Source organism: Ruegeria lacuscaerulensis (assembly GCF_013034745.1).
Taxonomy (GTDB): Bacteria; Pseudomonadota; Alphaproteobacteria; order Rhodobacterales; family Rhodobacteraceae; genus Ruegeria; species Ruegeria lacuscaerulensis_B.
In genome coordinates this window covers 198,044-212,188 of the sequence record NZ_WQGP01000003.1, presented here as the reverse complement: position 1 = coordinate 212,188, position 14,145 = coordinate 198,044, and the positions used below count along the sequence as shown (strand labels likewise).

The 14,145-nt window shown below is 55.2% G+C and carries 13 protein-coding genes and 1 pseudogene; 5 read left to right on the top strand and 9 right to left on the bottom strand.

Going from position 1 to position 14,145, the window contains the following annotated elements; translation table 11 throughout:
• The first annotated feature begins 73 nt into the window (after window positions 1–73).
• Window positions 74–1,486, top strand: coding sequence for an allantoinase PuuE (gene puuE, locus GOV79_RS07190; protein ID WP_170789241.1), 1,413 nt, complete (start codon window positions 74–76; stop codon window positions 1,484–1,486).
• Window positions 1,483–1,968 carry an ureidoglycolate lyase gene (locus GOV79_RS07185; RefSeq protein WP_170789240.1) on the top strand — a complete coding sequence of 162 codons (486 nt, stop codon included), beginning with the start codon at window positions 1,483–1,485 and terminating at the stop codon, window positions 1,966–1,968. The genes puuE and GOV79_RS07185 overlap by 4 nt, the downstream gene beginning before the upstream one ends.
• A gap of 76 nt (window positions 1,969–2,044) precedes the next feature.
• Here GOV79_RS07185 and bhcD read toward each other — a convergent pair whose 3' ends face one another.
• From bhcD to bhcA, 4 genes are all read right to left on the bottom strand, one after another.
• A complete protein-coding gene (gene bhcD, locus GOV79_RS07180; RefSeq protein WP_170789239.1) occupies window positions 2,045–3,010 on the bottom strand; it encodes an iminosuccinate reductase BhcD in 966 nt (321 codons plus the stop codon).
• A gap of 118 nt (window positions 3,011–3,128) precedes the next feature.
• On the bottom strand, window positions 3,129–4,292 hold the full coding sequence (gene bhcC, locus GOV79_RS07175; protein WP_170772052.1) for a 3-hydroxy-D-aspartate aldolase BhcC: 1,164 nt from the start codon (window positions 4,290–4,292) through the stop codon (window positions 3,129–3,131).
• A gap of 41 nt (window positions 4,293–4,333) precedes the next feature.
• Window positions 4,334–5,302: a beta-hydroxyaspartate dehydratase BhcB gene (gene bhcB / locus GOV79_RS07170; RefSeq protein ID WP_170789444.1), complete on the bottom strand. Its 969-nt coding sequence runs from the start codon at window positions 5,300–5,302 to the stop codon at window positions 4,334–4,336.
• The gene (gene bhcA, locus GOV79_RS07165) at window positions 5,302–6,492 is read right to left on the bottom strand and encodes an L-aspartate--glyoxylate aminotransferase BhcA (protein ID WP_170789238.1); all 1,191 of its coding nucleotides are present in this window, start codon (window positions 6,490–6,492) and stop codon (window positions 5,302–5,304) included. Before bhcA ends, bhcB begins: the two co-directional genes overlap by 1 nt.
• Before the next feature lie 169 nt (window positions 6,493–6,661).
• On the opposite strand from bhcA, the gene bhcR reads away from it, so the two are divergent.
• Entirely contained in the window at window positions 6,662–7,510 is an 849-nt protein-coding gene (bhcR, locus tag GOV79_RS07160; RefSeq protein WP_170772054.1) for an HTH-type transcriptional regulator BhcR, read from the top strand.
• Here bhcR and GOV79_RS07155 read toward each other — a convergent pair.
• Entirely contained in the window at window positions 7,491–8,360 is an 870-nt protein-coding gene (locus GOV79_RS07155; protein ID WP_170789237.1) for a bifunctional allantoicase/(S)-ureidoglycine aminohydrolase, read from the bottom strand. The two genes, bhcR and GOV79_RS07155, sit on opposite strands and share 20 nt — an antisense overlap.
• A 375-nt stretch (window positions 8,361–8,735) precedes the next feature.
• Between GOV79_RS07155 and GOV79_RS07150 the strand changes: the two genes are divergently transcribed.
• The gene (locus GOV79_RS07150; protein ID WP_331252408.1) at window positions 8,736–9,818 is read left to right on the top strand and encodes an NAD(P)H-dependent flavin oxidoreductase; all 1,083 of its coding nucleotides are present in this window, start codon (window positions 8,736–8,738) and stop codon (window positions 9,816–9,818) included.
• Window positions 9,819–9,855: 37 nt separating this feature from the next.
• Window positions 9,856–10,086 (top strand): hypothetical protein, encoded by a 231-nt coding sequence (locus tag GOV79_RS07145; RefSeq protein ID WP_170789022.1) that lies wholly within the window; start codon window positions 9,856–9,858, stop codon window positions 10,084–10,086.
• A 137-nt stretch (window positions 10,087–10,223) separates the two neighbouring features.
• On the opposite strand, the pseudogene GOV79_RS22635 reads toward GOV79_RS07145, so the two are convergent.
• From GOV79_RS22635 to GOV79_RS07125, 4 genes and pseudogenes are all read right to left on the bottom strand, one after another.
• Window positions 10,224–10,736: pseudogene (locus GOV79_RS22635) on the bottom strand (class I poly(R)-hydroxyalkanoic acid synthase); the annotation flags it as partial.
• Between the two features lie 125 nt (window positions 10,737–10,861).
• Complete coding sequence (locus GOV79_RS07135; protein WP_170789236.1) at window positions 10,862–11,341, bottom strand: MaoC family dehydratase; 480 nt, start codon at window positions 11,339–11,341, stop codon at window positions 10,862–10,864.
• A 3-nt stretch (window positions 11,342–11,344) separates the two neighbouring features.
• A complete protein-coding gene (locus GOV79_RS07130) occupies window positions 11,345–12,976 on the bottom strand; it encodes an AMP-binding protein (RefSeq protein ID WP_170789235.1) in 1,632 nt (543 codons plus the stop codon).
• A 313-nt stretch (window positions 12,977–13,289) separates the two neighbouring features.
• Window positions 13,290–14,102, bottom strand: coding sequence for an IclR family transcriptional regulator (locus GOV79_RS07125; protein ID WP_170789234.1), 813 nt, complete (start codon window positions 14,100–14,102; stop codon window positions 13,290–13,292).
• Window positions 14,103–14,145 lie beyond the last annotated feature (43 nt).

The following is a 14,145-nucleotide window of genomic DNA, read 5'->3' as shown; positions in this document are numbered from 1 at the left end:
TGTTTTTCGTATTTTTTGAAAAATATCTCGAATTATCTGGGGTATTGATCAATTCAAGTAGAAGGAAACTGACGTGAAGCCTTATCCACGAGATATGACCGGTTACGCTGGGCGAGTGCCCAAAGCGAACTGGCCAAATGGTGCCAAAGTCGCGGTTCAAATCGTATTGAACTATGAAGAAGGCGGTGAAAACAACATATTGCATGGTGACCCCGCCTCTGAGGCGTTTCTCTCGGAGGTCACCGGTGCCGCCCCGTGGGTGGGGCAGAGGCACTGGAATATGGAGTCGATCTATGAATACGGCAGTCGCGCGGGATTCTGGCGTGTGCATCACCTTTTGCAGGATCTGCCGATAACCGTTTATGGGGTTGCTACTGCCTTGGCGCGTGCTCCTGCGCAAGTTGCGGCAATGAAGCATGCAGGATGGGAGATCGCCAGTCACGGGCTGAAATGGATTGAACATAAGGATATGGCTCCGGAGGAAGAGCGTGCTCAAATCCGTGAAGCCATCCGCTTGCATACTGAAGTTACCGGCCAGCCTCCGCGCGGTTGGTATACGGGCCGCTGTTCGATGAATACGGTCGATCTGGCTGCCCAGGAAGGCGACTTTGCGTATATCGCTGACAGCTATGCGGATGATCTGCCATATTGGACCAAGGCCGGAGGCAAAGATCAGTTGATCATGCCATATACCTTGGACTGCAACGACATGCGTTTTGCGATCCAGGCAGGTTTCACAAATGGCGAACAGTTTGAAAGCTATCTGAAAGACAGTTTTGACATGCTCTATGCCGAAGGTGAGGCAGGGGCGCCGAAAATGCTTTCGATTGGATTGCATTGTCGATTGATTGGTCGGCCAGGTCGCGCGATGGCACTGAAACGTGCGCTGGACTATTTCAAGAAACATGATGGCGTCTGGTTCGCAACGCGCGAACAGATTGCCGACCACTGGGCAAAGGAACACCCCCCCATGCAACGCCTGACCCCGTCCGAAATGGACCAGTCTACCTTTGTGTCCGAATTTGGCGGAGTGTTTGAACACAGCCCGTGGATTGCGGAAGGCGCATATGAGCTTGAGCTGGGGCCAACCCATGACAATGCAGCTGGCGTCCACAACGCACTTGCGCGGGTTTTTCGAACGGCACCTTCCGAGAAACGGCTTGATGTCCTGACGGCCCACCCAGATCTGGCCGGCAAGCTGGCTGCCGCTGGACGGCTGACCAAGGAAAGCACCGCCGAACAGGCCGGGGCCGGTCTGGATATGTTAACCGATGATGAGCGCGCAACGTTCACCGTGCTGAATGAGGCATATACCACCAAGTTTGGTTTCCCTTTCATCATCGCGGTCAAAGACAACACGAAGGCAAGCATCCTTGACGCATTCCATCGCCGCATCGACAGCGACCGGGACACCGAATTTGCCGAAGCCTGCCGCCAGGTCGAGCGGATTGCAGAACTGCGCTTGATCGAGAAATTTGCGGGATGACGGTTGCGCTGAAACTCCGGCCCTTGACGTCGCAAGTTTTCGCGCCCTTTGGTGATGTCATCGAGGTGTCTGGCAACGCGGACAAATACATCAATCAAGGCAATTGTGCTCGATATCACGACCGTGCCTTGCTTGATTTCAACGGCGGTCGCGCCGGGATTAGCGTGTTTCAGTCCAAGGCTTTCAGCCTTCCGATTAAGCTGGAAATGGTTGAACGTCACCCAGACGGCAGTCAGGCGTTTCTGCCATTGTCGGACAAACCCTTCGTCGTAGTCGTCGCTAGTGATGAAGATGGCATCCCCGCGAGGCCTGAGGCTTTCAAAACAACGCCGGGGCAGGGCGTGAACTACCACCGCAACACCTGGCATGGCGTGCTGACACCGCTTCACGATCCGGGTCTATTTGCGGTCGTGGACAGAATTGGCAGCGGGCCCAACCTTGAGGAATATTGGTTCCCCGAGCCGTTCATGATCATGGACTAAAAAAAGCCACCGGAAAAAGAACCGGTGGCCAAGCTTTTTGTGCAACTAGTTCTGTGTCGGATGTTTCCCTTGACCCTCAGAAATCAACGTCGATAGCGATCCCTTTATCTACGGCCAACTCTACAACGGACGCGGCCACCGCTAGATCCTGAAGTCCAACTCCGGTGCCATCGAACAGGGTGATCTGATCGTCCGATATCCGGCCGGAATTCGTGCCGTTGATAACCGCGCCCAGCTGTGCCACATCGCTTTCCTTGATCAAGCCCTCGGCCACGGCATGCTGCGCCTCGCCGATTGTGATGGATTGCGCAACCTCGTCCGTGAAGACGGATGCTTTTGCCAACAACGCGGCTTCAACTTCTTGCTTTCCCTTGGTATCGGTGCCCATGCAGGCGACATGCGTTCCAGGGCTGACATGGTTGGCCATGAGCGAAGGAGAAAAGGCCGAGGTGATTGAGATGATCACATCTGCTTCGGTCATTCCGTCGAGTTCTACCGCTTCGAATGGAACGCTTGATTCATTGGCGACCTTTTCAATGTTGGGCAGCATTTCCGGGTGGTAGTTCCAGCCAATGACCTTTTCAAATGCACGTTGCTCGAGTGCTGCGCGCAGCTGAAAGGCGGCTTGATGGCCGGCGCCGATCATACCGATCACTTTTGCATCCGCGCGCGCGAGATGCTTGATCGACACTGAGGATGCCGCCGCAGTGCGCAGTGCGGTCAAAAGATTGCCACCCACCATGGCCGAAGGTTTGCCGGTGTCGGGATCGAACAGGAAAACGGTGGACTGGTGGTTGATAAGCCCGCGCTTTTCCAGGTTGTTCGGCCAATAGCCCCCTGCTTTCAAACCCAGCGTAAGGCCGGCGCGGTCAAAGCCGCCTTTGAAGCCATAAAGCGCATCTTCGTGCCCGATGGCTTCCCGAACAACGGGAAAATTGTAGGCATCGCCAGCGGCCATTGCAGCAAAAACCTTTTCGACAGCGTCAAAGGCGGCTTGTCGGGTCATCAGGTCACCGATTTCGCGCTCGGGTACGATCAACATGTTGTTCTCCACTCAGAATTCACGCGCCCGTGTGCGTCTCTGGAAGGAAGCGAACGCACACGGGCGACTTGTCGGGCTGCTTTTTGAGCCGGATTTGCCTGCTATTGGGTGTCGGGCATCAATACGCGTGGCCGCGGGCAGATACGGGCCACACGGTTTCAACCTTACCGTTGCGCACGCCGACATACCAATCATGCACGTTCGCGGTCGGGTCACAGTGCCCCGGAACCAACTTGAGCTTGTCGTTGACCTTGAGTACCCCGTCCGTGTCCATGACGACGCCATGTTCGTCCGAACATTTGATATACTCGACATCGTCGCGCCCATAGACGACCGGCAGGCCGCTATCAACCGACTGTGCCTTGAGGCCGGCATCAACGATTGCCTTGTCAGCCTTGGCGTGACTCATAACGCTTGTCAGGATGAAAAAGGCGTTCTCCCACTCTCCTTGGTCGATGCGATTGCCGTCCTTGTCCAGAATACGGCCGTAATCGGCGTCCATGAAAGCGTAAGACCCACACTGCAACTCGTTATACACGCCCGAGTTGGATTCGAAGTAATAAGATCCGGTACCGCCACCCGAGACCAATTCGCATTCAATGCCTTCCGCCTTCAGCCCTTCAACAGCGTCCTTGACCATGGCAATCGCCGTGTCGAGCTTTTCTTTGCGCGCCTCGTAGCTGTCGAGATGCTGCATCGCGCCTTGATAGGCCTGGATGCCCGTGAATTTCAGATTTTCGGCGTCTACTACGGCTTTGGCAATCTCGATCACTTCTGGGGTTGTCGTGACACCGCAACGCCCGGCACCGCAGTCGATTTCCACAAAAACTTCCAATTGCGTCCCGTGATCGACGGCCGCGCCAGACAAGTCTGCGACATTGTCCACATCGTCCACGCAGACGATGATGCGGCTGCCCAGCTTTGGCAGGCTGGCAAGACGGTCGATTTTGGCGGGGTCACGCACCTGATTTGATACCAGAACATCCTTGATGCCACCGCGAACGAAAACTTCCGCTTCGGAAACTTTCTGACAGCAAACACCAACGGCGCCACCGATCCTTTCCTGAAGTTTTGCAACGTCCACAGATTTGTGCATTTTCCCGTGCACGCGATGGCGCATACCATGCGCTTTTGCATAGTCGCCCATTTTCTTGATATTGCGTTCCAGTGCATCGAGATCCAGCACGAGGCTAGGGGTCTGGATATCGGCTTCATCCATTCCGGGCTTGGCCGGAATGTCATAGCCGACTTCGAATTCGTCGAGATTGGTCATGTCTTTCATTTCCGTGTTCCTATATCGGGATTGATGTCTGTCGGGGGTGATCACACAGTCAGCCAGGGCAGCTTGTCTAGATCGACATTGCCACCGGTGATGATCAGACCGACCCGCTTGCCTTTGAACGCGTCTGGATTCTTCAGTACCGTGGCCAATGGAACGGCCGAGGACGGCTCCATCACGATCCGAAGGTGTTTCCACGTCAGCTTCATTGCGTCGATGATCTCCTGTTCCGTGGCCGTGTAGATTTCGGAAACGTGGTTCGACACGAAGTGCCACGTGAGATCTTTCAGGGGGACAAGAAGACCGTCGGCGATTGTCTTTGGAGCATCATCGGCGATAATGTGCCCTGCTTTGAAGCTGCGATAGGCGTCGTCGGCTTGCTCGGGTTCGGCTGCGATGATTGCAGTCTCGGGCGCTAAGGTCGAAAGAGTCAGACACGTCCCAGACACCATGCCGCCACCTCCGATCGGGGCAACAACAGCATCCATGCCGTCCGTCTGTTCTATGAATTCACGCGAACATGTGCCTTGCCCGGCGATCACCCTTGGATCGTTATACGGGTGAACGAAATCGCCGCCCGTCGCTGCTTGAACCTCGGCAAATGTCGCTTCGCGCGACGAGGTAGAGGGTTCACATTCCGTTATCTTTCCACCGTAGCGGCGAACCGTGTCCTTTTTTGCCTGTGGCGCGGTGTGCGGCATGACGACATTGCACGGTATGCCCCGCTTCATTGCAGCATAAGAGAGGCACGAGGCGTGATTGCCAGACGAATGTGTCGCGACGCCCTTCTTTGCCTGTTCCTCATTAAGGCCGAACACGGCATTGGTAGCCCCGCGCACTTTGAAGGCGCCGGGTTCCTGGAAGTTCTCGCATTTGAAGAACAACTGCGCCCCGGTCAGTTCATTGAGGTAGTCCGAGGTTCGAACCGGGGTGCGGCGGATGTAGGGCTCGATCCGGCTGTGGGCGTCGAGCATATCTTCGTAGGTCGGGATATACATCGTGCAATCCTTCATCATGCAGCGTCCTTCTGCGCGACGGCTGGATGACCGCGATAATATTCCTGTGCAGCCGCAACGCCCGAGCCCAATTGGATGTTCAGTCCCAGATCGGCCATACACATTTCAGCTGTGGCGATGCCGGACAGCGCCATGACATCGGTCAGGCTGCCAAGGTGCCCGATACGGAACACCTTACCGGCGACCTCGCCGAGCCCGACACCAAAAGCAACGCCATATTTTTCGGCGGCATGGGTAACGATGTCTGTTGCATCAAAGCCGTTCGGCGTGCGTATCGCGCTGACGGTGTCTGAATACACCGATGGGTTGGCTGCGCAAAGCTCCAACCCCCAGGCGCTCACGGCGGCGCGAACACCTTCAGCTATGCGGTAGTGGCGGGCAAAGACGTTTTCCAGACCTTCACGCAGCAACATGTCGCAAGCCTGATTGAGACCGTTCATCAACCCGACGGCGGGCGTGTAGGGATAGGCATTGTTGGCGTAACCCTTGGCCATGTCATGCACGTCGAAAAACGTGCGGGGCAAGGTGCCGGTTTTGGTCGCTTCCATCGCTTTTTTGCTAAAGCCTACAATGGCAAGCCCGGCGGGCAGCATGAATCCTTTTTGAGATCCGGTCACCGCAACGTCTACGCCCCATTCGTCAAAGCGGAAATCCATGGATGCAATGGACGAAACTCCATCGACAAACAGCATGGCGGGGTGCTTGGCGGCGTTCAATGCTTTGCGCACGGCAGCAATATCCGATTTTACGCCTGTTGCTGTTTCGTTGTGCGTGGCCAGAACCGCCTTGATTTCGTGGTTCGCATCCGCGGTCAAAATCTCTTCGTAGTGGTCGGCGGGCAGGCCCTGGCCCCAAGGGGTTTCAACGATTTTCACATTCAACCCGTGACGTTGACACATGTCGATCCAGCGATGGCTGAACATACCGTTGCGCGCTGCAAGAACCTTGTCGCCGGCTGAAAGGGTATTGGTCAAAGCGGTTTCCCAGCCGCCAGTCCCGCTGGACGGAAAGATAAAAACCTCGGCGCTTTTGCTTTTCAGGATTTTCTGAACACTGGCACGCGCGGGATGCAGAATTTGCCCAAACAGCGGCGAGCGGTGGTCGATCGTGGGCATATCGCAGGCCTTGCGCAGGCTCTCGGGGATATTGGTCGGACCCGGAATGAAAACGGGGTTTTGAAAGCTCATGGGTGGTCTCCTTCCGTCGTTGACCAAACAATACGACCAAGGCGTTCGTCGGGAAATTATTTTGAAAACACTTTTCAAAATACAGATAATGGCATTTATCTTATAGTTGTCAGATGCTTACATTTTTCATATCATGAATTAAGCTTTCAAAACAGATCAAAGGTATTTTATGGATTTCCGGAACAATGAGCCTGAGTCCCGTCGCAAAGCCAGGGGAAGACCCCGAGGATGGGATGACAAGACCGCGCAAAATACCATCAAGTCCTTGGATAGGGCGATGGAGGTTTTCGAATATCTGAGCGAAGCGCAAGGGAAGGCTCTGACGACGCTGTCCGATGAAATGAAGCAGTCCCCAGCAACGGTTTATCGTATTCTGGTGACGCTGGAGGGCAGGGGGCTTGTCGAATTCGATCGTGATGAACAAGTCTGGCATATTGGCCCGCGCGCCTTTGTTATAGGCTCGCGGTTTCTTAGACGAACCAGCCTTGTTGATCGGGCACGGCCCGTCATGCGAAAGCTGATGGAAGCGACTGGAGAGACCGCCAATCTGGGCGTCGAGAGAGAAGGGGCGGTGCTATTTCTGAGCCAGGTGGAAACACACGCCAGCATCCGTGCATTTTTTCCTCCGGGCACTTTGTCCCCGATGCATGCTTCGGGTATTGGGAAGGCTCTGTTGGCTTATATGGATGAAGATCGGCTGGATCGCTTGTTGGCCGCCGCCGAGTTGCAGGCATTCACGGATCGGTCGATTACGCAGCCGGATGCACTGAAAGAGGATCTGGTAGCCATCCGATCGCAGGGCTACGCGATTGATAACGAAGAAAAGAACACGGGCATGAGATGCATTGCAGCACCCGTGTTCGATATCAATCGAGAGGCGGTGGCCGGGATATCGGTGTCCGGGCCAACAAGCCGTGTGAGCGAAGCCGAGATCGAGCGACTAAGCCGCCCCGTCATCGAGGCAGCCCATCAATTGACGCAGGCGATCGGGGGTGTCGTCACTCTGCCGCGGACCTAAGGCGCTGATGTCGTGGAAACGCTGCGGGTCCAGTCCGCAACGCCATGTGGCGGTTCACGTCCTTGTATAGCAAGTACCGGAATTTCCCTGGCCCACCTGCGTAGCATGCCTGAGGGCAGAAGGCGCGCAGCCACATATAATCCCCGGCTTCGACCTCGACCCAGTCATTGTTCAGGCGATAAACGGCCTTGCCCTCAAGAACGTACAGGCCGTGTTCCATCACATGCGTCTCAAGAAAGGGGATGACCGCGCCGGGTTCAAAAGTCACGACGGTCACATGCATGTCGTGTCGCAAGTCGTTTGGGTCTACAAATCGCGTTGTCGCCCATTTGCCATCCGTGCCCGGCATCAGTGTTGGCGCAATGTCGTTTTCGTTGAGAACAAGGATATCAGGTGTGCCCAGCCCTTCTACAGCTTCGTACGCCTTGCGGATCCAATGAAATCGCAAAGTGTCCTCACCGTGGTTTCGCAAGGTCCAATCGGTTTCAGGAGGCAGATAGGCATAGCCACCGGGGGTGAGCTGATAGGTGGTACCGCCGGCGTGCAATGTCGCGTTGCCTTCGACCACGAACAAGACGCCTTGCGCCTCGGGATCGGTCTCGGGCCGGTCAGAGCCTCCGCCGGGCTGAACTTCCATGATGTATTGCGAAAAGGTTTCGGCAAAGCCGCTCAGCGGGCGCGAGATGACCCACAGTCGCGTGTCTTCCCAAAAGGGCAAAAAACTGGTGACGATGTCCCGCATCGTGCCCCTAGGGATGACGGCATAGGCGTCAGTAAACACGGCACGATCTGTCAGCAACTGGTCTTGTCCGGGATGCCCACCTTTTGGTGCGAAATACGTATTGCTCATGTGTGCTCCTGAAGAAAACCGTGCCTGTTAACATATGCTCTGGTTGTAGGTTTCCGACCAGACACAAGGGAACGACAGCTCTATCTTGAAAAATTTGACAATCGTGAGGGTTTTCAGGTGAAGCGGCATTCTCTGGCCCGTCGTGACAGTACACCCGGCTGATCCGACGTCTAGTGAACCGGCAATCCAGTTCGACCCCACGTCACGCCATGCTTTCCGCCAGAATCCGGTATGACACACCGTATCGCGAATAGAAAAACGGCGTACAGGATGCACGCACCTTTAGCACTTTCGGGACAGAACGGAGCAACGGTTTCAAAGGTCGGGGAAACGCTGGCCGAACACCTGTTTTCATCTGACGTTCAGGTTGGCTAGGTGCATCAAAACTGGGGTAAGGGGCGGCGGTGCCGCCCCCAATCGCAAAAACTGAGGCACCTGAGAGGCGGTGCCAACAACAGACTCATCACGGAGGCCAAGGCCATGAAAACCGAAATTACCGAACTCTTTGGCATTGAACGCCCAATCATTCAGGGCGGGATGCACTATGTCGGGTTTGCCGAACTCGCAGCCGCCGTTTCAAATGCTGGCGGTCTGGGAACGATCACTGGACTGACACAGAAAACGCCCGCCGATCTGGCAAATGAGATCGCGCGTTGCAAGGATATGACCGACAAACCTATTGCAGTGAACGTCACGTTTCTGCCAACCGTCAACGCGCCGGATTACCCGGCCCTGATCAAGGCGATCATCGACGGTGGCGTCACAGTGGTAGAAACGGCTGGGCGCAACCCGGCGCAGGTTATGCCGTATCTTAAGGATGCAGGGATCAAGGTGATCCACAAATGTACCTCGGTTCGCCATGCTCTCAAGGCGCAGGAAATCGGCTGCGATGCCGTATCTGTTGACGGGTTCGAATGCGGCGGGCATCCGGGCGAGGATGACGTGCCCAACATGATCCTGTTGCCCCGCGCCGCTGATGAGTTGGAGATCCCCTTCGTCGCGTCCGGCGGTCAGGCCGATGGCCGCTCACTGGTGGCTTCGTTGGCTATGGGGGCGTCGGGTATCAATCTGGGTACGCGTTTCGTTGCCACCAAGGAAGCGCCTGTGCATCAGAACGTAAAGGACGCCATCGTCGCGGCGACCGAACTGGACACGCGCCTTGTCATGCGCCCGCTGCGCAACACGGAACGGGTCATGACCAACCCGGCGGTCGAGCGCATTCTGGCCAAGGAAAAAGAAAAGGGTGAGACAATTCAGTTCGAAGACATCATCGACGAAGTGGCCGGTGTCTACCCGGGTATCATGCAGGGCGGGGATATGGATAGCGGTGCTTGGTCCTGCGGCATGGTTGTTGGCCTGATCAATGACGTGCCGTCCTGCCAGGAGCTGTTGGACCGCGTCATGTCCGAGGCTGATCAGATCATCAGCGAACGCCTGGCTGGTTATAACGCTGCCTAACAGACAACCCGAAAATAAACCTGCGAAAGAAATGAAAATGACGAACGAAAATACAGCCACGCAAGGTGTCGCGACCGAGAAACTGGGTTCTACCCTGCGTATAACGATGTCGAACCCCGGCAAAAAAAATGCGATCGATCGGTCGATGTATCTTGGACTGGCCGAAGCCCTGACAACCGCACCCGAGCAGGCGCCCGCGACGTGGATCTTGTCTGAACCAGTGACTTTGGCCACGATTTCCGAAGCTTCGTCCAGAGAACGGACATAATCGTCAAGCCCATAGTCAGCGTCTTCTGGGCCAGGGTTGCGCCACGATACGATGAAAACCGTAAAGCCTTCGCGCACCAGAAATTCGACAAGGCTCCGCTCGGGTGACAAATCCCAGACATAGAACTTGTTGATCTGAGGTGGCACGATCAGGATCGGCGTAGCTTTGATCTTTTTGGTTTGGGGCGCGTATTGAATCAACTCGCGCAGGCTGTCGCGGTGGATGACATCCCCTTTTGTGATGCCCAGATTTTCTCCGACGGTGAATTTCGAACGGTCAACCGAGGATGGCATCCCGTTGTTATTGACGACATCATCGATGAAGTTCCGAAACCCGGCCACCACGTTTTCGCCGCCAGTTTCCAGAGTTTTCTTCATCGCCGCGGGGTTACCCATCAGCACATTGGTCGGCGACCAGGTGTCCAAAAAGGTGTTGGTGAGCAAACGAAGACGTTCTGTGTCACGGTGGTCCAGATCCAGGTCGTCGATGCCCTTCATGGCATTGCGACACCAGGCAATGTAGCTTTCCTTGAGAGCACGATACGCCGGATTGCTGTCCCAGACCGGGTCGGCAAAGCGCTTGTCCGTGGTTTCTGATTTTGCAGTGCTCAGGCCACTGAATACGCTGAAAAGCTCGTTGCTCGTGTTCATGCCCATGCGCATCAGCTCCATGGGATGCTTTGCCAGTGCGCCATAGAAATTCGAGATCGAGCCGGCGAAACCTTCGTCTTTGGGGTCTTTGTCAGACATATCTTTGTTCTCCTGTTTTCGGAGTTTTAACTAAAGGCCATCGCCAGAGTTTCGGCGATCAAAGCCGGCTTGTCCGCTCCGACCACCTGTGCCGTGACGGTCGAGTGGATCATGATACGATTGCCGTCTTTGCGCTCGACGCCAGTTAGAACAGCCGAGATTTCGACGTCAGCGCCGCTGGGAACCGGTGACAGAAAACGCACCTTGTCCAACCCATAGTTCATCACACCTTTGCTGCCCTCCGGCACGATGCCCAAGTCCATCTGGGCTGCGGCCAGCATCGATAGGGTCAGGTAGCCATGAGCGATGGGGCCGCCAAAGGGGCTATGGGCCTTTGCCCGCTCGGCATCCACGTGGATCCATTGCTGATCGCCGGTTACGTCCGCGAATCCTTGAATGCGCTCTTGATCAACAGTTACCGGATCACTGGGGCCGAAAACACGGCCCACATGATCCTCGATATTCTCAACAGTGTAGGCGTCGGGAAAATTCTTTGTCTGAGTCATCGTTCACAACTCCCGCAAGTCTTTTCTAAGGATTTTGCCCACGGTTGATTTGGGCAATTCGTCAAGGAACCGGATCTGTTTAGGAACTTTGTACCCTGCCAGTCCTTGACGGCAATGTTCAATTACCTGATCCGACGTAAGGTCAGAGCCGTTGGCGAGATTGATGAACAAACGGATCGCCTCGCCTGTTTTCTCGTCCGGCACTCCGATTGCGGCGCATTCGGCAACATCGTCTAACATGGCCACATGGGCTTCGATTTCATTCGGATACACATTGAAGCCCGAGACCAGAACCATGTCTTTCTTTCGGTCCACAATTTTGATCAGGCCATTTTCGTCCCGCACACCGATATCGCCGGTTCGGAAGTAACCATCTTCGGTAAAGTTCGAGGCAGTTTCTTCCGGGCGGTTCCAATAACCCTGCATGACCTGGGGACCTTTGGCACAAATCTCACCCGCTTCACCAACGCCGACCTGATGATCATCTTCGTCCAGAAAAATGATATCAGTCGAAGGCAGCGCATACCCTACGGCGGCCGAGAACTCTTCCTGCCCCATCGGGTTCAGCGTCAGCACCGGAGAGGTTTCGGACATACCATAACCTTCCAGCACGTGATGGCCGGTTACTTCTTTCCAGCGGTTTGAAACGGCTTCCTGAACCGGTGCGCCGCCGCCGATCATCGCGCGGTAGTTCGAGAAATCAATGTCCTTCAGACCTGGATGGGCTGCCAACCCGGCAATCAGTGTGTTTACGGCAGTCGATACCGTAAAACCACTGTCGCGATAGGCCGAGATCAGCTGTTCTGGATCACGCGGGTTAGCCACCAGATAGTTTGTCGCCCCGATCGAACTGTAGGTGATCATATTCACCATCAACGCAAAGATATGATAGAGGGGCAGGGGGGTTACAACGACCTCTTGCCCGTGCCGCATGGCTTCCGGCAACGCGGCTTTGGTCTGCTCGGTGTTGGCCACAAGGTTGCGATGGGTCAAAACGGCTGCTTTAGACAGTCCGGTTGTACCACCGGTGTATTGCAGAAACAGCAAGTCATCCCCGGTGGTCACCGGTGGATCAAAGTCCAGTTCTTCACCGTCATCCAGCAATTCGGCAAAGCGCAGCGTGTTTGACAGTCGCTCATCAACTGGCGGGCTTGGAATTTTGGTTGTTGTGGTGTCACCCAGATCAATCGTGATCACCGTCTTGATTGGTGTGTTGTCCACCACTTCAGCCAGCGTGGAAGTCGAGCCGCCAAAGACCACGATGATCTCGGCACCGGCGTCGTTCAACTGATGTTCCAACTCATGCGGCGTGTACAACGGATTGACGTTCACCTGCACGCCACCGGCGCGAATGATACCCAGCATAGCAATCGGGAACGCCAGAATATTCGGTGCCATCAGCGCAATGCGATCGCCCTTCTTGACGCCCAGTTTGGCTTGCAGAACCGCCGCAAAATCACGCGACAGCCGATCCGCTTCGGCGTAGGAAAGGCTTCCGCCGAGCCCGACATATGCTGTCTTTTCGGGATATGTCAGGAAGGCCTGTTCGAACATCTCAACAACCGAGCTGTAGCTGTTGGGATCTATTTCGATCTGCATGTCCGGCCAAATGTTCTGTTGCGTGATTTCGCCCATTTTTATCTCCTCCGAAAACTCTATCAGCGCCACCACCACGAATAGATGGCGACGTTAGTGCTCAACGCTGGTGTGAAAAATCCTCTCCAAGCGGGCTTTTCTCAATGATATTCGAGGACGAATACCCGACATGCGAGGACATTTCGGGACAGTTCGAGTTACCGCGTTTGATCCTGTAATTTTGCTAGGAAAGTCCCTTTGGAAAGGAGAATGCGGGTATTTGCCGATTGGCAATCGTCGCACTAGTTCCGTGCAATCTGATCATTAGTTTTTGGAGATGGGTATAGGGGGTCTGAATGCTTTTGACCAATGCTCAGGCTAGTTGATGCCAGGGTGTCCGCGGAAGCGGCATCCGTGTCGCAATACTAGTCTGTAGCTGTGCTGCAGTTGCCCTCAGCGCGTCGATTACAAATTCGCGCCGGTTGTCGATCAGGGCGGATGCGAAATGTGGGATTGTCAGCGACGCGATAACGGATTGATCCGCACCGTGACGGATGGGCGTTGAAATCTCGCTGATCGCGTTGCTTTCAGGGCTGCTAAGCGAAATGTAGTTCTGCTCGGCACAGATTGCTGCTTGATCGGAAAACTCCTGAAGTGCGTCTTCGCTTTCGCCGGGCACGATGCTGCGAAGAAAGGTTAACCGGTCCTGTTCCCGCGCAAAATCTGAGAGAAAACATGCGCCGACCGAGGTCGGAAACACAGGGGTGGTGTATCCAACCTGAACCGTGACCCCATAGTTCTGCGAAGATGAAACGCTGTTGACGACGATCAACTCTTTTTTGCCATTAGGCACCCAAAGGTGGTTGGACAGCTCAATTTCCTCGGCCAACCGATTCATATACGGCTCGGCCAGTTCGGCCAGTTTGCCGTTATCCGTGCGGTCGCCGCCCAGCAAAGCCAGCTTACCTGTCAATTTGAACAGATCGCCTTCTTGCCGCTCAATATATCCGCGTTCCTCCAGCACGATCATCATGCGGAAAATCTCGTTCTTCGACCGCCCGATTCCCTGCGCCAGTTGCGACAGGGTAGGGGAAACGTCCGAAAGCGAAAGAAACTCAAGAATATCCAACCCCTTTTCCAGTGCGGGGGCGGAGTATTTTTGAAGTTTCGTTTTTTGCTCGGACATGGGCGGAACCTTTTCTTGTAGCTTTCCCAAAAAAAACAGCAGG